The organism is Kaistia sp. 32K (assembly GCF_016629525.1).
In the GTDB taxonomy this organism is placed as follows: Bacteria; Pseudomonadota; Alphaproteobacteria; order Rhizobiales; family Kaistiaceae; genus Kaistia.
The window spans coordinates 4,321,292-4,341,477 of sequence record NZ_AP024269.1 but is presented as its reverse complement, the minus strand read 5'-3'; the positions used below and the strand labels follow the sequence as shown (position 1 = coordinate 4,341,477).

General features: G+C 66.5%; 17 protein-coding genes and 1 riboswitch. Of the genes, 12 read left to right on the top strand and 5 right to left on the bottom strand.

Annotated features, from left to right (window positions below; translation table 11 throughout):
- Nucleotides 1-53 precede the first annotated feature (53 nt).
- A riboswitch (cobalamin riboswitch) is annotated at nt 54-264 on the top strand.
- Nucleotides 265-376: 112 nt separating this feature from the next.
- A complete protein-coding gene (locus K32_RS20090; RefSeq protein ID WP_201401209.1) occupies nt 377-3,337 on the top strand; it encodes a ribonucleoside-diphosphate reductase subunit alpha in 2,961 nt (986 codons plus the stop codon).
- A gap of 260 nt (nt 3,338-3,597) precedes the next feature.
- Nucleotides 3,598-4,719, top strand: coding sequence for a ribonucleotide-diphosphate reductase subunit beta (locus tag K32_RS20085; protein WP_201401208.1), 1,122 nt, complete (start codon nt 3,598-3,600; stop codon nt 4,717-4,719).
- Nucleotides 4,720-4,738: 19 nt separating this feature from the next.
- Here K32_RS20085 and K32_RS20080 read toward each other — a convergent pair whose 3' ends face one another.
- The gene (locus tag K32_RS20080; RefSeq protein ID WP_201401207.1) at nt 4,739-5,125 is read right to left on the bottom strand and encodes a helix-turn-helix domain-containing protein; all 387 of its coding nucleotides are present in this window, start codon (nt 5,123-5,125) and stop codon (nt 4,739-4,741) included.
- 129 nt (nt 5,126-5,254) lie between these two features.
- Here K32_RS20080 and K32_RS20075 point away from each other — a divergent pair, with 129 nt between their 5' ends.
- Nucleotides 5,255-6,106, top strand: coding sequence for an SDR family oxidoreductase (locus K32_RS20075; protein ID WP_244669638.1), 852 nt, complete (start codon nt 5,255-5,257; stop codon nt 6,104-6,106).
- Between the two features lie 96 nt (nt 6,107-6,202).
- On the opposite strand, the gene K32_RS20070 is transcribed toward K32_RS20075, so the two are convergent.
- Entirely contained in the window at nt 6,203-6,940 is a 738-nt protein-coding gene (locus tag K32_RS20070; protein WP_371813048.1) for a FadR/GntR family transcriptional regulator, read from the bottom strand.
- 250 nt (nt 6,941-7,190) lie between these two features.
- Here K32_RS20070 and K32_RS20065 point away from each other — a divergent pair, with 250 nt between their 5' ends.
- The 5 genes from K32_RS20065 to K32_RS20045 all read left to right on the top strand — a co-directional run bounded on the left by K32_RS20065 (nt 7,191) and on the right by K32_RS20045 (nt 12,689).
- Nucleotides 7,191-8,174: an arabinose ABC transporter substrate-binding protein gene (locus K32_RS20065; protein WP_201401204.1), complete on the top strand. Its 984-nt coding sequence runs from the start codon at nt 7,191-7,193 to the stop codon at nt 8,172-8,174.
- A gap of 73 nt (nt 8,175-8,247) precedes the next feature.
- The gene (gene araG / locus K32_RS20060) at nt 8,248-9,768 is read left to right on the top strand and encodes an L-arabinose ABC transporter ATP-binding protein AraG (protein ID WP_201401203.1); all 1,521 of its coding nucleotides are present in this window, start codon (nt 8,248-8,250) and stop codon (nt 9,766-9,768) included.
- A complete protein-coding gene (gene araH / locus K32_RS20055; RefSeq protein WP_201404584.1) occupies nt 9,768-10,718 on the top strand; it encodes an L-arabinose ABC transporter permease AraH in 951 nt (316 codons plus the stop codon). The genes araG and araH overlap by 1 nt, the downstream gene beginning before the upstream one ends.
- A gap of 11 nt (nt 10,719-10,729) precedes the next feature.
- Nucleotides 10,730-11,905, top strand: coding sequence for an enolase C-terminal domain-like protein (locus K32_RS20050; protein ID WP_201401202.1), 1,176 nt, complete (start codon nt 10,730-10,732; stop codon nt 11,903-11,905).
- A gap of 7 nt (nt 11,906-11,912) precedes the next feature.
- A complete protein-coding gene (locus K32_RS20045; RefSeq protein ID WP_201401201.1) occupies nt 11,913-12,689 on the top strand; it encodes an SDR family oxidoreductase in 777 nt (258 codons plus the stop codon).
- Between the two features lie 49 nt (nt 12,690-12,738).
- Here the strand turns inward: K32_RS20045 and K32_RS20040 are convergent, their stop codons facing one another.
- The 3 genes from K32_RS20040 to K32_RS20030 all read right to left on the bottom strand — a co-directional run bounded on the left by K32_RS20040 (nt 12,739) and on the right by K32_RS20030 (nt 15,611).
- Complete coding sequence (locus K32_RS20040; protein ID WP_201401200.1) at nt 12,739-13,365, bottom strand: hypothetical protein; 627 nt, start codon at nt 13,363-13,365, stop codon at nt 12,739-12,741.
- Between the two features lie 169 nt (nt 13,366-13,534).
- Nucleotides 13,535-15,013 carry a sensor domain-containing diguanylate cyclase gene (locus K32_RS20035; RefSeq protein ID WP_201401199.1) on the bottom strand — a complete coding sequence of 493 codons (1,479 nt, stop codon included), beginning with the start codon at nt 15,011-15,013 and terminating at the stop codon, nt 13,535-13,537.
- Between the two features lie 118 nt (nt 15,014-15,131).
- Entirely contained in the window at nt 15,132-15,611 is a 480-nt protein-coding gene (locus K32_RS20030) for a DUF992 domain-containing protein (protein WP_201401198.1), read from the bottom strand.
- 154 nt (nt 15,612-15,765) lie between these two features.
- On the opposite strand from K32_RS20030, the gene K32_RS20025 reads away from it, so the two are divergent.
- From K32_RS20025 to K32_RS20010, 4 genes are all read left to right on the top strand, one after another.
- Nucleotides 15,766-16,182, top strand: coding sequence for a DUF3830 family protein (locus K32_RS20025; RefSeq protein WP_201401197.1), 417 nt, complete (start codon nt 15,766-15,768; stop codon nt 16,180-16,182).
- Between the two features lie 836 nt (nt 16,183-17,018).
- Nucleotides 17,019-18,251: an ROK family transcriptional regulator gene (locus tag K32_RS20020; protein ID WP_201401196.1), complete on the top strand. Its 1,233-nt coding sequence runs from the start codon at nt 17,019-17,021 to the stop codon at nt 18,249-18,251.
- The gene (locus K32_RS20015) at nt 18,248-19,051 is read left to right on the top strand and encodes an ATP-binding cassette domain-containing protein (RefSeq protein WP_201401195.1); all 804 of its coding nucleotides are present in this window, start codon (nt 18,248-18,250) and stop codon (nt 19,049-19,051) included. Before K32_RS20020 ends, K32_RS20015 begins: the two co-directional genes overlap by 4 nt.
- Nucleotides 19,052-19,113: 62 nt before the next feature.
- Nucleotides 19,114-20,160, top strand: a complete 1,047-nt coding sequence (locus K32_RS20010) for a sugar ABC transporter substrate-binding protein (protein WP_201401194.1) — start codon at nt 19,114-19,116, stop codon at nt 20,158-20,160.
- Nucleotides 20,161-20,186: the final 26 nt, after the last annotated feature.

Here is a 20,186-nt window from a genome sequence, read left to right as displayed (position 1 = left end):
TTCGCAATCCCTGTCAACAATAACTATATGTTGACGGTGGAGGCGCGAAAGCGTCTACATCTGCGTGTCGAGGTGCCTTGAGTCGTATGGCTTGGGGCTAAGAGGGAATCCGGGGCGTCGTTTCGCGGCGTAACCGGAGCTGCCCCCGCAACTGTAAGCGGCGAGTTTCCGTCCGGAGAGACCACTGGGGCCGAGAGGTGCCGGGAAGGTGGACGGAGCGACGACCCGTGAGCCAGGAAACCTGCCCCGACAGCATTGAAACGTCCTCGGGCGGGGTGTCCCGGTGGAGCGCTGGATCGTGTGCGGCCCTTTTCCGGGGCCGTTCGTCCTGTTCGCTTCCGCTCGGCCTTTGCTCCCAACATTTGGGCTGAAGCCGATGTCTCTTGTTCTCGATTCCGATCGCAGCGCGCCGGCCGCTCCGGCCAATGGTAGCCCCGCGCCCAAGACGGCCGCTGCGCCGAAGACGGCCAAGGCCGCCGCGCCGGCCTTCCATGTCATCCGCCGCAACGGCTCGCTGTCCGATTTCGACGCCGCCAAGATCACCGTCGCGCTGACCAAGGCGTTTCTCGCCGTCGAGGGCAACAGCGCCGCCGCGTCGCGCCGCGTGCACGAGATCGTCAGCGACCTGACCGACCAGATCGTCGCGGCGCTGACCCGGCGCGCCGGCGCCGATCGCGTGCTGCACATCGAGGACGTGCAGGACCAGGTCGAGCTGGCGCTGATGCGCGGCGAGCACCACAAAATCGCCCGCGCCTATGTCCTCTATCGCGAGGAGCGCGCCCGCGCCCGCCGCGCCGCCGCCGAGGCGACCGTTCCGGCCGCCCCCGTCGCGCAGGCCGCCCTTCAGGTGCGCGGCGCCGACGGCGTCCTGCGCCCGCTCGACGAGGCGCGCCTGAAGCTCGTCATCGACGAAGCCTGCGCCGGACTCGCCGATGTCGACGCGAGCGCGATCCTCGCCGAGACGCGCCGCAATCTCTATGACGGCATCTCGCCGGCCGAATTGTCGCTCGCTCCCGTCATGGCGGCGCGCACGCTGGTCGAGAGCGAGCCCAACTACGCCTTCGTCAGCGCCCGCCTGCTGCTCGACATGCTGCGCGCCGAAGCGCTCTCCTTCGTGCATGGCGCGGCGATCCAGTCGACCCAAAGCGAGATGGCGACGCGCTATGCCGAGTATTTCCCGGCCTTCGTCCGCGCCGGCATCGAGCATGAGCTGGTCGATCCCGAACTCGGCCGCTACGACCTCGCCCGGCTCGCCGCGGCGCTGAAGCCGGAGCGGGACCTGAACTTCCAGTTCCTCGGCTTGCAGACCCTGTACGACCGCTATTTCCTGCAGACCGGCGGCACCCGCATCGAGCTGCCGCAGGCCTTCTTCATGCGCGTCGCCATGGGCCTGGCGCTGCGCGAGATCGACCGCGAGACCCGGGCGATCGAGTTCTACGACCTGCTCTCGTCCTTCGACTTCATGGCGTCGACGCCGACCCTGTTCAATTCCGGCACGCTGCGCGCCCAGCTCTCCTCCTGCTTCCTGACCACGGTGCCGGACGATCTCGACGGCATCTTCAAGTCGGTGAAGGACAACGCGCTGCTGGCGAAATATTCCGGCGGCCTCGGCAATGACTGGACGCGCGTCCGCGGTCTCGGCGCCCACATCAAGGGCACGAATGGCGAGAGCCAGGGCGTCGTGCCGTTCCTGAAGGTGGCGAACGACACGGCGATCGCCGTCAACCAGGGCGGCAAGCGCAAGGGCGCCGTCTGCGCCTATCTCGAGACCTGGCATGTCGACATCGAGGAGTTCCTCGATCTCCGCAAGAACACGGGCGACGACCGCCGCCGCACGCATGACATGAATACGGCCAACTGGGTGCCGGACCTGTTCATGCAGCGCGTCGCCGAGGATGGCGTCTGGACGCTGTTCTCGCCGGACGAGGTGCCGGATCTGCACGATCTCTACGGCCCGGAGTTCCAGACGGCCTACGAGGCCTATGAGGCGCGCGCCGCGCGTGGCGAACTGCGCGTGTCGCGCCAGGTCCGCGCCACCGATCTCTGGCGCCGCATGCTGACCATGCTGTTCGAGACCGGGCATCCGTGGATCACCTTCAAGGACCCCTGCAACATCCGCTCGCCGCAGCGCCATGCCGGCGTCGTGCATTCGTCCAATCTCTGCACCGAGATCACGCTCAACACCTCGAATGACGAGGTCGCGGTCTGCAATCTCGGCTCGATCAACCTCGCCCATCATGTCGACGCGGAAGGGCTCGATCTCGACCGCCTGGCGCGCACCGTGCAGACGGCGATGCGGATGCTCGACAACGTCATCGACATCAATTTCTACACGATCCCCGAGGCGCGCCGCTCCAACCTGCGTCACCGTCCGGTGGGTCTCGGCCTGATGGGCTTCCAGGACGCGCTGCAGGCGCTGCGCATTCCTTATGCCTCGGAAGCCGCCGTCCGCTTCGCCGACGAGAGCATGGAGGCGATCTCCTTCCACGCCATCTCGGCCTCGACCGACCTCGCCGCCGAGCGCGGCCGCTATCCGAGCTTCGACGGTTCGCTGTGGTCGCAGGGCATTCTGCCGATCGACTCGGTGGAATTGCTGGCCGAGGCGCGTGGCGGCCTCGATCTCGACCGCTCGACCGTGCTCGACTGGGAAGGCCTGCGCGAGCGGGTGAAGACGGTCGGCATGCGCAACTCGAATACGATGGCAATTGCGCCGACGGCGACGATCTCCAACATCTGCGGCGTCGCGCAGTCGATCGAGCCGGCCTACCAGAACCTCTACGTCAAATCGAACATGTCGGGCGACTTCACCGTCGTGAACGCCGCGCTGGTGCACGATCTGAAGGCACGCGGCCTCTGGGACGAGGTCATGGTCTCCGACCTGAAGTATTTTGACGGCAGCATCGGCCCGATCGACCGCATCCCGGACGATCTGAAGGCGCTCTATGCGACCGCCTTCGAGATCGATAGCGCCTGGCTGATCGAGGCGGCGGCGCGGCGGCAGAAGTGGATCGACCAGGCGCAGTCGCTCAACCTCTACATCGCCAATCCCTCGGGCAAGAAGCTCGACACGCTCTACCGGCTCGCCTGGCAGCGCGGCCTGAAGACGACCTATTACCTGCGCTCGCGCTCGGCGACGCATGTCGAGAAGTCGACGCTGAAGGGCACCGACGGCAAGCTCAACGCCGTTTCGGCTGTCATCGCCACGGCGCCGGCGGCCGCGCCGATCGTCGTCCCGGCAGCGATCAAGCCGGCCCCGCAGCCGATCGCGATCCCGATCGGCGAAGCCTGGGGCCAGGCTTGCTCGATCGACGATCCCGACTGCGAAGCCTGCCAGTAAGGCGAGGCTCGCTTGCATCCCTGAACCCTCCCCTTGAGGGAGGGTCAAAACCGCGAAGCGGTTTTGGGGAGGGGGCGCTTCACCTCTCCCATGGGGAGAGGTCGGCCCGTAGGGCCGGGTGAGGGGATCCGTCCCCTCCGGAGATGCCTCAACCCCTCACCCGCCGGCTTCGCCGTCGACCTCTCCCCATGGGAGAGGTGAAGAAGAATCCCTTGGTCGCTTCCTCTGGAAGACGCCATCCGAATTTCAAGGAGTTGACCATGCTCGATTGGTCCGAATCCAACGCCGCCGCGCCGAAGGTCCCTGTCGGCGGTGATAATTCCGCCGGCGACGCTACCGGCCTCGGCGCGATCGACCGCGCCGGCGGCCGCGTCTCCGTCGACGACAAGGCTATGATCAATTGCCGCGCCGACGTGAACCAGCTGCTGCCGCTCAAATATCGCTGGGCCTGGGAAAAGTACCTCGCCGGCTGCAACAATCACTGGATGCCGACCGAGGTCTCTATGCAGGCCGACATCGCGCTCTGGAAGTCGAAGGACGGGCTGACCGAGGACGAGCGCCGCGCCATCAAGCGCAATCTCGGCTTCTTCGCGGCCTCGGAATCGCTCGTCGCCAACAACATCGTGCTGGCGATCTACCGGCACCTGACCAATCCCGAATGCCGGCAGTATCTGCTCCGCCAGGCGTTCGAAGAGGCGGTGCACACGCACACCTTCCAGTACATCGTCGAAAGCCTCGGCCTGGACGAGGGCGAGCTGTTCAACATGTACCGGGAAGTGCCGTCGATCACCGACAAGGCGGCCTGGGCGCTGAAGCACACCCAGCATCTCGACGACCCGGACTTCAAGACCGGCACGCCCGAGACCGACCAGGCCTTCCTGCGCGATCTCGTCGCCTTTTACGTCATCTTCGAAGGCATGTGGTTCTACACCGGCTTCGCGCAGATCCTGTCGCTCGGCCGCCGCAACAAGATGGTCGGCATCGCCGAGCAGTACCAGTACATCCTGCGCGACGAGTCGATTCACCTGAACTTCGGCATCGACGTCATCAACCAGATCAAGGCGGAGAACCCGCATCTCTGGACGGCGTCGTTCCAGGACGAGCTGCGCTCGATGATCCGCGAGGCGGCCGAGCTCGAGGCGGCCTATGGCCGGGATACGATGCCGCGCGGCTTCCTCGGCCTGAACGCGGCGCTGTGCGAGAGCTACATGCACTTCATCGCCAACCGCCGCTGCGCCCAGCTCGGCCTCGCCGCCGTGTTCCCGGAGACGGAGAACCCGTTCCCGTGGATGTCGGAGGCGATGGATCTGAAGAAGGAAAAGAACTTCTTCGAGACGCGCGTGATCGAGTACCAGAACGGTGGCGCGCTCGCCTGGGATTGAGTTCTCTCTGGCGCGGCGGTCAGCGCAGCTCGGCCGCCGCGTCGTAGGATTTCTGGGCCGTCAGCACGGCCTCGATATTGCGCTCGGCCCAGTGGGTCAGCGCCGCGACGGTCTCGGTCAGCGTATGGCCGAGCGGCGTCAGCGCATATTCGACCGTCACCGGCACGGTCGCGAAGACGGTGCGCGAGACGAGGCCGTCGCGCTCCAGCCGCTTCAGCGTCTGCGACAGCACCTTCTGCGAGATCCCCTTGATGTCGCGGCGGATGTGGTTGAACCGCATCGGGCCGCCGTTCAGGTGATCGAGGATCAGCACCGCCCATTTGTCGGCGATCCGGTCGAGCACGAGCCGGGTCGGGCAGCGGTCCTCATAGACGTCGTAGACGCGTCGCAGCGTTGTCGTTTCCATCTCTATGCCCTGCCTCCGGGTTTCCTAGAGGGAACCATGTGAGCTGAAAGTGCTCTCTTTTGCCCCCTCTCTCCGGCAAGTATGTATCCAATTGCAACATGGTTTCTAAATGAAACTGGGAGAATCGAGATGACGGGCAAGGCTGAGGGCAAGATCCTCGTACTGGGCGCGACCGGCAATGTCGGGCTGCCGCTGGTGAAGGCGCTGCTGGCGAAGGGCGAGACGGTCACGGCGGCCTCGCGCTCCGGCCGGCCGGTGGAGGGCGCCGAGGGCGTCGTGTTCGACTATGCGGATCCCGCGACCTTCGGCCCGGCGCTCGACGGCGTCGACCGCGCCTATATCCTGCTGCCGGCCGGCCATGTGGCGGCGAAGGAGCTGCTGCTGCCGGTCGTCGAGGCGGCCGTCGCGCGCGGCGTGAAGATCGTGTTCCAGAGCGTCTTCGGCGCCGAGGCCGACGACGCCATTCCCTATCGCCAGGTCGAGATCGCGATCGAGAAGTCGGGCGTTCCCTATGTCATCCTGCGGCCGAACTGGTTTTCCGACAATTTCCATACCTATTGGAAGGCCGGCGTCGATCATGGCCAGGTCGCGGTTCCGGCCGCCGACGGCAAGACCAGCTTCGTCGACGTGCGCGACGTCGCCGCGAGCGCGGCGGCGGCGCTGACGACGGATCGCTTCGACGGCCGGGCGTTCAATCTGACGGGGCCGGAGGGGCTCGACTACACGGACGCGACGCGGATCCTCGCCGGCGTGCTCGGCAAGCCCGTCGCCTACAAGGCGATCGACGACGAGGCCTTCGTCTCGCTCGTGGCCGGGGCGGGCGTCGCGGAAGACTATGCCCGCCTTCTGGCGGCGATCTTCTATCCGGTGCGCGAGGGCTGGGCCGCTGTCGTCACCGGCGATGTCGAGACGCTGACCGGCTCTGCGCCGCGCTCCGTCGAGGCCTATGCGCGCGACAACGTGGCCGCTCTGACGGCCTGAGCGCTCAAGCTATTTGTTTGGTCGCGTTTTCTTGACGCGAACCGGTATCCACTTCGCTTGAAAATGCTCCAGAAGGCCGGCGGCGGCGTCGCCGGTCTATTCCGGCTCGGCCGAGATGTGGAGGTCGTGCTCGGCCAAGTCGAGGATGGCGCCGACGGCCCTGCGGGCGCCCTCCCGGTCGCGCATCCGGAGCGCCTCGACGAGCGCGTGATGCGCCACGATGGCGTTCTCGTAATCCGCTACCGCCCGCGCCGAGGCGTCGAGGGCGCGATGCAGGGCGGCGTGGATCAGCCCGTAGAGCTGCGCGAAGACCCGGTTGTGGCTCGCCTTCAGCAGCACCGTATGGAAGACGACGTCGGCTTCGATGAAGCTGTAGGAATCCTTGGCCGCCGCCATGCGCTGCCAGGCATGGTCGAGATCGGCGATCTCCTGCGCCGTGGCGCGGCTCGCCGCGAGTTCGGCCGCCGCCGGCTCGATCGCCCGGCGCGCCTCGAGCACCGCCTTCAGCATCGACTCGTCGAGAAAATCGCTGCCCATCCATTCGACGATGTCGGGATCGAGGAGGTTCCACTCCTCCTTGTCGCGCACCACGGTTCCCACGCGCGGACGCCCGCGCACCAGCCCCTTCGATTCCAGCACCTTCAGCGCCTCGCGAATAACCGTTCGGCTGACGCCGAATTCGGCGCAGAGGTCGTTTTCGCGCGGCAGGTTGCTGCCCGGCGCGTAGAGGCCGGAGGCGATGGCCCGGGCGAGGCTCGCGATGATTTCCTTCTGGACGCGCGGCTTGGTCCGGCGCACCGGCTTGGCGGCGGCCGGCTTCGCAAGCGTGGCGATGTCCAGTCCCGGATCCGACTGGGCCGTCGTCTGGGGTTGCGGGGTGGCTCGGCTGGTCATCGCTCTCAATTCGGGTGGGCCGGCACGTTGCCGGCATCTGCCAATCTCACGCGGTCGGGCCGGGATCAAGGGCCGGGATCGCCGTTCTATATAATCATACAACAGGCGTTGACGGGTATGATTATTCGAAATATGGATTCTGGACCCCGCCTCACAGCGGAGGGTCGGACTATCTCGTGGGAGAGAGACAATGCGCCTTTGGAAGAGTGCCGTCATGGCAGGTGCTGCCGTGATGATCGCCCTGTCGTCCGCCTACGCGGCTGACGTCAAGATCGGTTTCATCGTCAAGCAGCCGGAAGAGCCCTGGTTCCAGGACGAGTGGAAGTTCGCCGAGGTCGCGGCGAAGGAGAAGGGCTTCACGCTGGTCAAGATCGGCGCCGAGGACGGCGAGAAGCTGCAGTCGGCGATCGACAATCTCGGCGCCCAGGGCGCGCAGGGCTTCATCGTCTGCACGCCGGACGTCAAGCTCGGCCCCGGCATCGTCGCCAAGGCCGCCGCCAATGAGCTCAAGCTGATGACCGTCGACGACCGCCTGGTCGACGCCGATGGCAAGCCGATCGAGTCCGTGCCGCACATGGGCATCTCGGCGACCAAGATCGGCGAGGCCGTCGGCGAGGCGATCGCCGCCGAGATCAAGAAGCGCGGCTGGGACCCGAAGACGGTCGGCGCGATCCGCGTCTCCTATGACCAGCTGCCGACCGCCGTCGATCGCGTCGAGGGCGCCATCACGGCCCTGAAGGCTGCCGGCTTCCCGGCCGAGAACATCTTCGACGCCCCGCAGACGAAGACCGACACGGAAGCGGCCCTGAACGCTGCCACCGTCGTGCTCAACAAGCATGCCAACATCAAGAACTGGGTCGCCTTCGGCCTGAACGACGAAGCCGTGCTCGGCGCCGTGCGCGCTACCGAGAGCGTCGGCATCCCGGCCGCCAACGTCATCGGCATCGGCATCGGCGGCGCGGATTCGGCCATCAACGAGTTCAAGAAGGCTGATGCGACCGGCTTCGTCGGCACCGTCATCATCTCGCCGAAGCGTCACGGCTACGAGACGGCGATCAACATGTATGACTGGATCGCCAACGACAAGGCGCCGCCGGCGCTGACGCTGACCGCCGGCCAGCTGGCGCTCCGCGACAACTACGAAGCCGTCCGCAAGGACCTCGGCATCGAATAGTCGGCTCGACCTCAAATCTCCGGCGGTGGGCATCGTGCTCGCCGCCGGTTCTTGTTTGCGAGGCGAAACGATCATGGCCGATTTTCTCGAATTCTCTCAAATCGCCAAGAGCTATCCGGGCGTCAAGGCGCTGGCCGGCATCTCTTTCGGCGTCGCCAAGGGCCGCGTGCACGGCCTGATGGGCGAAAATGGCGCCGGCAAGTCGACGCTGATCAAGATCCTCTCGGGCGATATCCGCGCCGATGAAGGCGAGATCCGCATCGAGGGCGTCGTCCAGCATTTCCATTCGACCCGCGACGCCTTCGCGGCGCGCGTGACCGTCGTGCACCAGGAACTGCAGCTGGTTCCGGAGCTCACCGTCGCCGAAAACCTGCGGCTCGGCCATTTCCCGGCCAGAGCGGGCGTCATCAGCTTCCGCGAGCTCGTCGCCGATGTCGGCAGCAAGCTCAGGGAGATCGGCGTCGACGTCGACCCGCGCACCAAGGTCGCGGCGCTTTCCATCGGCGAACGCCAGATGATCGAGATCGCCAAGGCGGTGATGCTCGATGCCCGCGTCATCGCGCTGGACGAGCCGACCTCGTCGCTCTCCTCGCGCGAGAGCGAGATCCTGTTCAAGCTGATCGAGCGGCTGCGCGAGCAGGGCAAGGTCATTCTCTACATCTCGCACCGCCTCGACGAGGTCTTCCGCCTCTGCGACGGCGTCACCGTGCTGCGCGACGGCAAGCTCGCCGCCCATCACGCCAGCATGGAAGGCGTGACGCGCGACCAGATCGTCTCCGAGATGGTCGGCCGCGAGATCAGCGACATCTGGGGCTGGCGTGACCGCGCCATCGGCGAGGTCCGCCTGAAGGTCGAAGGCATCACCGGCTCCAAGCTGCCGAGCCCGGTCTCCTTCGAAGCGCGCAAGGGCGAGATCCTCGGCTTCTTCGGCCTGGTCGGCGCCGGCCGCAGCGAGCTGATGCGCCTCGTCTATGGCGCCGATCATCGCCACGCGGGCCGCGTCACCATCGACGGCAAGCCGGTCGCGCCGAGCGATCCGCGCCAGTCGATCCGCGCCGGCCTCGTGCTCTGTCCGGAGGACCGCAAGTTCGACGGCATCGTCCAGGGCCGCTCGGTCTCGGACAACATCGCGATCTCGGCGCGCCGCCATTTCTCGCCCTTCGGTATCCTGAACCTCGGCAAGGAAGCGGCGATGGCGGACGGCTTCATTAAGAGCCTTCGCATCCGCACCCCGTCGCGCAAGCAGGACATTGTCAATCTCTCGGGCGGCAACCAGCAGAAGGTCATCCTGGCCCGCTGGCTGGCCGAGACCGACGTCCGCGTGCTGATCGTCGACGAGCCGACGCGCGGCATCGACGTCGGCGCCAAGTCGGAGATCTACGACCTGCTCTATTCGCTGGCCGAAGGCGGCCTCGCCATCGTCGTGGTGTCGAGCGAGCTGCCGGAAGTGATGGGCATCTCCGATCGTATCGCCGTCATGTGCGGCGGCGGCATCGCCGCCACCTTCGATCGCGCCGATTTCAACGAACGCACCATTCTCGCCGCCGCGCTGCCGGACCGCTCGGCCGCCGAAGCAATCAAGAAGGTTTCATGATGACCGGTTCCCTGAAGCGAATCCTGCTTGGCGAGCAGGGCCTCGTCGTCATCTTCGCCATCGCCTTCGCCGTGGTGGCGCTGACCGTCCCGAACTTCCTGACCGAGCGCAACATGCTCGGCCTGCTGCAGTCGGTGGTGACCATCGGCATCGTCGCCTGCACGATGATGTTCTGCCTGGCCTCGCGCGATTTCGACCTGTCCGTCGGCTCGATCGTCGCCTTCACCGGCATGGTCGCGGTCATGGCGTCGAACGCCACCGGCTCGATCCCGCTCGGCCTCTTGATCGCGGTCGGCTTCGGCACCTTCGTCGGCTTCGTCAACGGCGTCGTCATCGCCAAGCTGAAGATCAACGCGCTGATCACCACGCTCGCCACGATGCAGATCGTGCGCGGCCTGGCGCTGATCTCGTCGGACGGCCGCGCCGTCGGCATCAACGACGCCTCGTTCTACCAGCTCGCTTTGTCGAAGTTCCTCGGCGTGCCCACCCCGATCTGGGTCATGGGCATCCTGTTCTGCATCTTCGGCTTCGTGCTGAACCGCACCGTGTTCGGCCGCAACACGCTGGCGATCGGCGGCAACCCGGAGGCCTCGCGGCTTGCCGGCGTCAATGTCGACTGGATGCGGATCTGGATCTTCACGCTGCAGGGCCTCGTCTGCGCCATCGCCGGCATCCTGCTCGCCTCGCGTATCACCTCGGGCCAGCCGAATGCGGCGACCGGCCTCGAGCTCTCGGTCATCTCGGCCTGCGTGCTCGGCGGCGTGTCGCTCGCCGGCGGCCGTGCGGCGATCACCGGCGTCATCGTCGGCGTGCTGATCATGGGCATCGCCGAGAACGTCATGAACCTGCTCAACATCCAGGCCTTCTACCAGTATGTGGTGCGCGGCCTGATCCTGCTGATGGCGGTCCTGCTCGACAATCTGCGCTCCCGCTCGCTCGGACGGCGCTAGGAACTGACAGAATGAAGATCACCAAGATCGAGACGCATGTCGTCAATGCCGAGATGCGGAACTGGGTGTTCGTCCGCGTCCTGACCGACCAGCCCGGCCTGTATGGCTGGGGCGAGGCGACGCTCGAATGGAAGGCGCGCGCCATCGTCGGCGCGATCGCCGACCTAGAGCCGATCCTGCTCGGCCTGGACCCGCGCGACATCGAATACGCCGTCAGGGCGATGAAGAAGCACGGCTTCTGGCAGCCGCTCGGCGTCCTCGGCATGACGGCGCTGTCGGGCATCGAGATGGCGCTCTGGGACATTCTCGGCAAGTCGCTCGGCGTGCCGGTCTGGCGCCTGTTCGGCGGCAAGGTGCGCGACCGCGTGCCGATCTACACCCATCTCGGCCTCGGCCAGATGGACGCCGTCTACAATTCGATGGACGCCTCCTCGCTGGTCGAGCGCGGCCTCGCCGTCAAGGAGCAGGGCTACAAGGCGATGAAGGTCGTCAACGTGCCCTATACCCACTACACGGCGACGCCGGCGGCGATCGACGATTTCGTCAAGAGCATGGGCGCGCTGCGCGAGGCGATCGGTCCCGAGATCGAGCTGATGGTCGATTTCCACGGCCGCTGCGCCTCGGCCGGCGCAGCACTCTCCTATCTGCGCGCGCTGGAGCCGTTCAACGTGATGTTCGCCGAGGAGCCGATCCCGCCGGGCGACGTCGCCTCGATGAAGGTGATCGCCGACGCCTCGCCGGTCGCCATCGCCCATGGCGAGCGGCTGACGAGTGCTGCCGAATTCGCGCCCTATATCGAGGCGCGGACGATGACGGTGGCGCAGCCGGATCTCTGCCATTGCGGCGGCTTCAGCGAAGCCCGGCGCATCGCGGCGCTGGCCGAAGTGGCCGGCATCGGCCTTGCCCCGCATAATCCGCTCGGGCCGATCGCCGGCGTCGCGGCGCTGCATTTCGACATCGCCACGCCGAACTTCATCATCCAGGAAGAGATGACCGGCGCGGTGCCGTGGTATTTCGAGGTGGTGCAGGGGCCGATCGAGCGCGTCGACGGCGCCTGGCAGATCCCGCAAGCGCCGGGCCTCGGCGTCGAGGTCGATCTCACTGTGGCGGCCAAGCATCCCTGGAAGCAGGAGCCGTTCCCGACGCGCGACGCCGTCATGCCGGACGGCACCATCGTCGACTGGTAGGTTCATCATGGCCGGACGCCTCGAAGGCAAGATCGCCATCGTCACCGGTGCCGCGCGCGGCATTGGTGCTGCGATCGCCCGCAAATTCGCGGCCGAGGGAGCCTCGCTCGGGCTTCTCGACATCGACGCGGAGGCGCTCGCCGCCTTCGCGGCGGAGCTGGCGGGGGAGGGTGCGACCCTCATCACGGCGGAGGCCAATATCGGCGAACGCGCCTCGGTCGAGGCCGCCGTCGCCGTGGTGCTCGCGCGCTATGGCCGCGTCGACGTGCTGGTCAACAATGCCGGCATCAACGTCTTCGCCGATCCGCTGGAGCTCAAAGACGAGGAATGGCGGCGCTGCATGGCCGTCAACCTCGAAGGCGCCTGGCACATGATCCGCGCCGTCCTGCCGGGCATGCTCGCGGCAGGGCAGGGGTCGATCGTCAACATCGCCTCGACCCACGCCTTCGCCATCATTCCGGGAACGTTCCCCTATCCGGTGGCGAAGCATGGCCTGCTCGGGCTCACCCGCTCGCTCGCCGTCGACTATGCGCCGAAGGGCATCCGCATCAACGCGGTCGCGCCGGGTTATATCGAGACGGACAAGGTCAAAGATTGGCTGGCGGAATTCCCGGATCCCGCCGCGGCGCGGGCCCGTGTCGAGGGGCTGATCCCGCTCCGCCGCATCGGCACGCCGGAACAGGTCGCGCATGCGGCGCTGTTCCTCGCCAGCGACGAATCCGCCTTCAGCACCGGCTCGGTGCTGACTATGGATGGCGGTCGTTCGGTCGTCTATCACGACTGAAGATTTCGCACGGCCGGCGACGCCGGCCGTGCGACTTATCTCAAAAAACTCAGAGCTTCAGCAGCGGATCCGGCTGGTCCGCGCTGAACGGCACGTCGTCCGCGCCCCAGCTGCGATGCACGACGTGGATGTGCGCGTCGCGGCCGCCATTCTCCTTCAGGATTTCGAGGATCTTGGCGTCGTCCTTCGCGTCGGGCGCATGAACCCAGAGCAGCAGGCCGCCATTGGCGAGCTGCTGGTGCACGGCCGCCGCATGCTTGCGGCCGAAGACGCGCGACAGCACGTAGCCGGCCGAACCGGTGGCGAGTGTGCCGCCGATCGTCAGCGCCAGCGCCGGGATGAGGGCGGCGCCGACCGTGCCGGCGACGAGCGCCGCGCCGAGGCCGGTGACGAGCGCCGGACCGCCGGTCAGGGCGGCTGCGCCCTCGACGCGGGAATCCGGGGTCACATAGGCAGCGCGCGCCACATCGGCCTTGTCCTCGACGGCGCTGGCCGGGTTCGACGCCGACAGGGTCTCGGAGGCGGCGAGGACGCTCAGGTCCGCCTGCTGGATGCCATATTGCAGCAGCGCGTCGACGGCTGCGTTGAGGGCCGCTTCGCTCTCGAAGACGGCGACCGCCTCGCGCTCCTGATAGCCGAGTTCGCCGTCCTTGGTGTCGAGGCCAGGTGTGGTCATCTTGCTTCCCTTGAATTCACTGCGACGCGCGAGCGCGCCGTCCATCGGTGGCACCGCCGCGTCCATACCAGCATCCTATAAGCATGGATCATTGCAACCCTGCATTGGAAGGGCTGGACGCGACGTTCTGTCCACAGGAGCGGCGTTTGCCGCCGGCAAGAGCCCGGAATCAGGCGTCGGCGTCGAAATAGGCGGCGGCGCGGCGCCGCTCCAGCGGCGACAGGCCGTAGAAGCGGTGCTTCTCCTCGTACATCCGCGCATCGGCCCGCTTCACCACGTCATCTAGCGATTCGCCCGGTTCGCTCGTGGCGGCGCCCATGGAGAGGCTCAGCGTCAGCCCGGTGTAGAACTGGTTGTTGAGCTCGACGAGGCGACGGATGTCCTCGATCGTCCGTTCCGCGCCTGCCTCGTCGGCGCCGGGCAGAAGCACCGCGAACTCGTCGCCGCCGATGCGGGCGGCGTGATAGGGCTGCGCGAGCAGCTTGTCGAGAACCTCGCCGACGCGCCGGAGCAGCTCGTCGCCGGCGGCGTGGCCCCACTGGTCGTTGGCGGCCTTCAGCCCGTTCAGGTCGATGATGATGATCGAAACCGGCGTCGGGCCGTTGCGGCGCAGCCGGTTCAGCTCGTCGACATAGAAGGAGCGGTTGTAGAGCTTGGTCAGGACGTCGTGCTGGCCGAGGAATTCGAGATAGGCCTCGGCCGCCTTGCGCGCGGTGATGTCGGTCAGCGCCACCTGCACCAGCGACCAGTCGTGCTCATGGCCGGGCAGCACCGAGAACTGCAGGTGGAGATGCAGCTCCTTGCCGTCGAGCGCGTAATTCACCACCTCGCGCTGCTGGAACAGCTTGTCGTCCCAGAGGTCGATCAGCTGCTCGCGAAAATGCCGGTTCATGGAATCGCGGAAGATGTCGCCGAGATGCCGGAGCAGCGTCGGCTTGTCGGCCGCCGCGAAGAGCTGGAGCGTGTGGCGGTTGACGTCGATGACGCGGATCTCGCTCATGCAGCGGGTCACGAATTCCGGATGCACGTCGGTGAAGACGCGGAAGTCGACGATGCCCTTCAGGCGGATCTCGTCGATCAGGCGCTTGACGCTGGAGAAGTCCTCGACCCACAGCGACACCGGCGAATGGTGGAAAAGGCCGCGGGCATATTCCTCGCTGCGCACGAGCTTGCGGCGCGCCGTCTCGCGCTCCGTCACGTCCTCGATCGCCACCAGCACGCGCTGCCAGTCGTCCTCGTGGCCGGGGACGATGGTGCCCTTCAGCAGCACGTCGAGGCGGCGACCGGAAAGCGTGTAGTTCGCCGTCAGGCTGGTGAAGGTGGTGTCGCCGTTCCAGAGCTGGACGAGCTCTTCGATATGGGCGTGCAGCATGTCGTCGCGAAATACCCGGCCGAGATTGGTGGTGAGGTGATCGAAGCTTTCCGCCTCGAGCAGCGACAGCGTCTTGCGATTGACCCGGACCACGCGGATCTCGGCCGAGCAGGCGGTGACGCGGGTGACGTCCTCGCGCAGGAAGCGTTCGAGATCGACGACGCCCGCATTGCGCCAGTCCTCGAACAACGCTTTCAGGCCACTATAGTCTTCTTCCCATAACGACACCGGGGCGATGTCGAAGATCTGGCCGTCGCGGCTCGGCTCGCATTGCATGGGTTCGGTCCGGGGGTTCGGGGAGCATCCTCAAACGCTACTCGCTTCGCGCTGGCTTCGCCATGGCGAATGCTCCGACGATACGGAACCTTTATTGTCGTTGCGAGTCCGGACCGCCTCAGGTGCCGGCGACGCGCGTCAGCGTGATCGAGCCGATGCCGGCGGCGAGGCCAAGGCCGGTCTGGCCGGATACCGAGAGCGGTTGCAGCGAGATGCCGCCATTGCCGCCGCCGACCAGCACATTGGCGCCGAGACCGACGCCGGCCGTCGCTTCCGCCGTGGCGCCGGCATAGGTGCCGCCGAGATCGCCATGCCGGCGCGAAGGCTCGAGCACCGCCCAGGCGATGCGGCCGCCGGTGGTGATGCCGACGTCGAGGCCGAGCTTGCTGATGCGGCCGGTATAGCGCTCCCTGCCGCCGTTCCTCGCGTTGAACTGGCAGTCGAGGCGCTTGCTGGAGCCGATCAGGAAGCCCATGCCGGGCGCCACCGTGCAGACCAGGGTTCCGGTCCGGGTCGCGGCGCTGGCGGAAGGGATCGTCGAGGCGGACATGACGATTGCAGCGGAAGCTGCGATGATCAGGGTCGGGAGACGGGACATGACGGACCTCGTGAAGCGATACGGGCCCAGAAAACGGGGCTTCGGCGCAAACGTTCCGGCCGACGCGTCCCGTCGGGAAGCGCGAGGGATCACTTGCGTGTGATCCGGCCGCGTTGCAGCCTCCTGTAGAGCCAACCAAGGACGTCGAAACCGAATGACGAAGATCAAGATCACCGCCGGCCCGTACACCTTCTACGGCAAGCTGGAGGAGGAACTGGCGCCGAAGACCGTCGCGGTCTTCAAGAAGCTGCTGCCCTATCGCGAGAAGATCATCCATGTGCGCTGGAGCGGCGAGGGCTGCTGGATCCCGCTCGGTGATCTCGATCTCGGTCTCGGCTTCGAGAACAACACCAGCCATCCGGCGCCCGGCCAGGTCATCGTCTATCCCGGCGGCATCAGCGAGACCGAGATCCTGCTCGCCTATGGCGGCGTCTGCTTCTCGTCCAAGGTCGGCCAGCTTTCCGGCAACCACTTCCTGACCATCACCGAGGGCCTCGAGAACATCGTCGCGCTCGGCAAGCTGACGCTCTGGGAAGGCGCGCAGGACATCCTGTTCGAACTGGCCGACTGACGGCTGTCTTCCGGCGGCGGGCGCGATCCCGCCGCCGGTAGCGGCCGTGGTCTATGGGACAGGGCGGGCCTCGAAGGATGCCTTGGTCTCACCTCTCCTTGAGGAGACCTCTGCAAAACACCGAAGGTCGCCATGCGGTCCAAGGCCTAAGGGCACCGTCGCCCCGGCGGAGGCCGGGGCCCATAAACACCGACCAGGAAAGCCTGGCTGAGCCTATCGGCCACGGGCCTGTGTGTCTGGATCCCGGCCTTCGCCGGGATGACGACGGAGGGTGGTACGGCCGCTCATCGAGAGCATCGACCCGTCGGCCCTGCGCCTCCTGAGTTCGGACCCATGGAAGCCCTCACCCCAACCCTCTCCCGCAAGCGGGAGAGGGAGATCACTGCGCTTGAGGTTTGCTGAGTGTCTGGCCCCTAGCGTCAGATTTACGTGGAATCCGCTTTCCTTCTTGAACCTCCCCCTGAGGGGAGATCGAAAAACGCCCTTCGCGTTTTCGGGAGGGGGCGCTTGCCGCGACCCGACGAACAAACCCCTCCCCAAGACCGCCAGCAGGCGGTCTTGACCCGCCCTCAAGGGGAGGGTTCAGGCTGCGGTTCCATGGCTGACATCAGAACCTGACGCAAAGTTACCCACAGGCTGCCCACAGGTTGCCCATAGGTAATTCACAGGCAACCCACAGCCTGCGCACAGGCTTTTCCGATCCCTTAGACACCGGATGTCCCCATGAACTGCACAGCCTTCCGGCGCTCCGCTGCCGCAGCGTCGCCGATTATATAAATCCATTTGACTGAATAAATCGTTGGGCTAACGTCGGGGGAACGGAACCTGGAGCGACGATGGCCCTGCGCGGTACAAATCAGGAGCTCGGGCGGCCCTACAACCGCCGGATCGTGCTGGAGACCATCCGGCTCGAGGCGCCGATCGCCCGGGGCGACATCGCGCGCAAGGTCGGGCTGACCGTACAGACCGTCTCCACCATCATCCGCGAGCTGGAGGAGCGGGGCTTCGTCAAGGGCTCGCGCGAGGCACCGAAGGGGCGGGGCCTGCCGCGCACCACGCTGACGCTCGATCCGGAAGGCGGCTTCGCCATCGGCCTGCATGCGACGCCGATCGGCGTCGGCGCGGCGCTGGTCAACCTCGCCGGCGACATCGTCGGCAGCCGCTACCACGCCTTCGCGCCGGTATCGCCGGACGAGACCTTCGCCGTGTTCGAGACGCTGATCGACGAGATGCGGGCGCTCCGGCCGGGCGGGCGGATGCTGGGCATCGGCGTCGCCATGCCGGGACCGACGGACGTCGATTCCATGAGCTTCGTCGGCCCGACGACGCTGGAGGGCTGGAAGGGCGTGCCGGTGGTCGAGCGCCTGACGGCGGCGACGGGCCTTCCCGCCTTCTGCGGCACGGAGCCCAGCGCCGCCGCGCTCGGCGAGCGCCTCTATGGCCTCGGTCGCGACCTGAGCTCGTTCTACTACCTCTATGTCGGCGTCGGCTTCGGCGGCGCCATGGTGCATGGCGGCAGCGTGCTGCTCGGCGCCCATGGCAATGCCGGCGAGATCGGCCACATCCCGATCGTGCCGGACGGCGATCTCTGTCCCTGCGGCAATCGCGGCTGCCTGGAGCGCTATGTCTCGCAGGAGGCGCTGGACCGACGGCTCAAGGCGATCGATCCCTCGGCGCGCGTCGAGACGGCGCTGGAGCAGCATCCCAAGATCGTCGACACCTGGATCGCCGAGACCGCGCCGGTGCTTCGGCGCGCCATCGCGACGATCGAGAACCTGTTCGATCCGGACGGCATCGTCATCTCGGGCTTCGTGCCCGAGGCACTGCTCGAGCGGCTGTTCGCCGCCACCGAGCCGCTGATGCATTCCGTCGCCGAGCGCAGCGGCCGCACCTCGCCCCGGCTGCTGCTTTCGACCGAAGGCAAGGATGCCGTGATGCGCGGTTCCGCCTCGCTCGCCATTTCCGCTGCGCTGTCGCCGCGCTTCGGCCTCCTGTTCGCCGGGGAGGAGGAGCGGACCGAGCGCGATCCGATCATGACCGGTCCGACCAAGAAAGAGGTAGCTGCATGACTGAAGAAGCCCCGCTCCTGCGGCTCCAGAACATCTCCAAGAGCTTCGGCGCGATCCAGGCCTTGCGCGACATCTCGTTCGACATCCGGCGCGGCGAGGTCGTGGCGCTGCTCGGCGACAACGGCGCCGGCAAGTCGACGCTGGTGAAGATCATCTCGGGCGGCCTCGAGCCGAGCTCGGGACACGTGATCTATGACGGCGCCGAGCGTCACTTCACCTCGCCGGCCGACGGCAAGGCGGCGGGCATCGAGACCGTCTACCAGGACCTCTCGCTCTGCACCAATGTCGACGTGGTGGCGAATTTCTTCATGGGCCGGGAGATCGTGAAGAAGTATTTCGGCGTTCCGGTGCTGCAGGAAAAGGCGATGGAAGAGGTTGTCGCCAAGGCGATGGCCGCGGCCGGCACCAAGATCCCGTCGCTCCGGACCAATGTCGAGCATCTCTCCGGCGGCCAGCGCCAGGCGATCGAGCTGAACCGCTTCGTCCATTGGGGCGGCAAACTGGTGCTGCTCGACGAGCCCTTCGCGGCGCTCGGCGTCGAGCAGACCCGGCGCGGCCTGGAACTGATCCGCCGCATCGCCGACCAGGGAATCGGCGTCATCTTCATCACCCACATCATGAGCCAGGCCTTCCAGGTCGCGGATCGCATGGTGGTGATCCGGCAAGGCACGGTGGCGGGCGACGTGCGCCGCGCGGACACGTCGGCCGACGACATCGTGCAACTGATTACCGGCGAGGCTCTGGGCGGCCGCGCGCGGAATACCGGCCAGGACAATGGCCAAGCCCAGCACGCGGGATAGAGCTGGCTAAACAGCTCATCCGGACTTCCAGACTGAACGACAAGAACGAAGGGAACAGCAAGATGAAGCGTTTGATGGGTGTCCTGGCGGGAGCCGTCGTGCTCGGCGCCGCAACCTTCCTGACGCCGGCCGCGTGGGCCGCCGACAAGGGCAAGGTCTACTATCTGGTGCCGACGCTGCTGGACGAATTCCAGACCGGATCGGTGACCGCGATCACCAAGTTCATGAAGGACGTCGGCTACGAGACCGTCGCGCTCAACGCCGACAACAAGACGGACGTGCAGCAGGGCCAGATGAACGACGTCATCGCCCTGAAGCCGTCGGCGATCGTGCTCGCCGCCGTCGATTTCAATGCCCTGAAGCCGCAGATCGAGGCGGCCCGCGCCGCCGGCATCCCGGTGATGCAGTTCGACCGCCAGATCACCTCGACCAAGAGCGACCTGACCTCGGTCGCCGGCACGGTCGAGATCGGCCATGTCGCGGCCGCCGAGATCGAGCGCCTGCTCAAGGAGAAGAACGGCAGCGTCAAGGGCAAGGTGCTGCAGGTGCTGGGCGACCCCGGCGATCCCTACACGCTCGACATCCAGAAGGGTTTTGAAGAGAAGCTGAAGGCGTTCCCGGACGTTACGATCATCTCCAAGCCGGCCATGCAGTGGGAAGCCTCGAACGCCGGCTCGATCGTCGCCGACCAGCTTCTCGCCAATCCCGACATCGACCTGATCTTCGTGCATGCCGCGCATCTCTCGGTCGCCGCCGTCGCGTCGCTCGAAGCGGCCGGCAAGAAGCCGGGCGACGTCCTGCTCGTCTCGTCGAACGGCGCGCCGGTCGGTCTCGACCTGATCCGCAAGGGCTGGCAGCAGGTCGAGGTCGAGCAGCCGCTGTTCGCCCAGGCCGCAGCCCTCGCCATGTTCGCCGACAAGGTCGTCAACAAGCAGGAGATCAAGCCCGGCACCTATGACGTGCTCGGTCTCGAAGGCGTCGTGACGAACGAGGAATGGGGTCCGAACATCAAGATCCCGGGCGCCGCCATCACCAAGGCGAACGTCGACGATCCGCGGTTCTGGGGCAACATGAAGACCCCGGAAGCACCGGTGAAGTCGGTCGAGTAACGATCGGATCGAACCTGCCGTCCCGG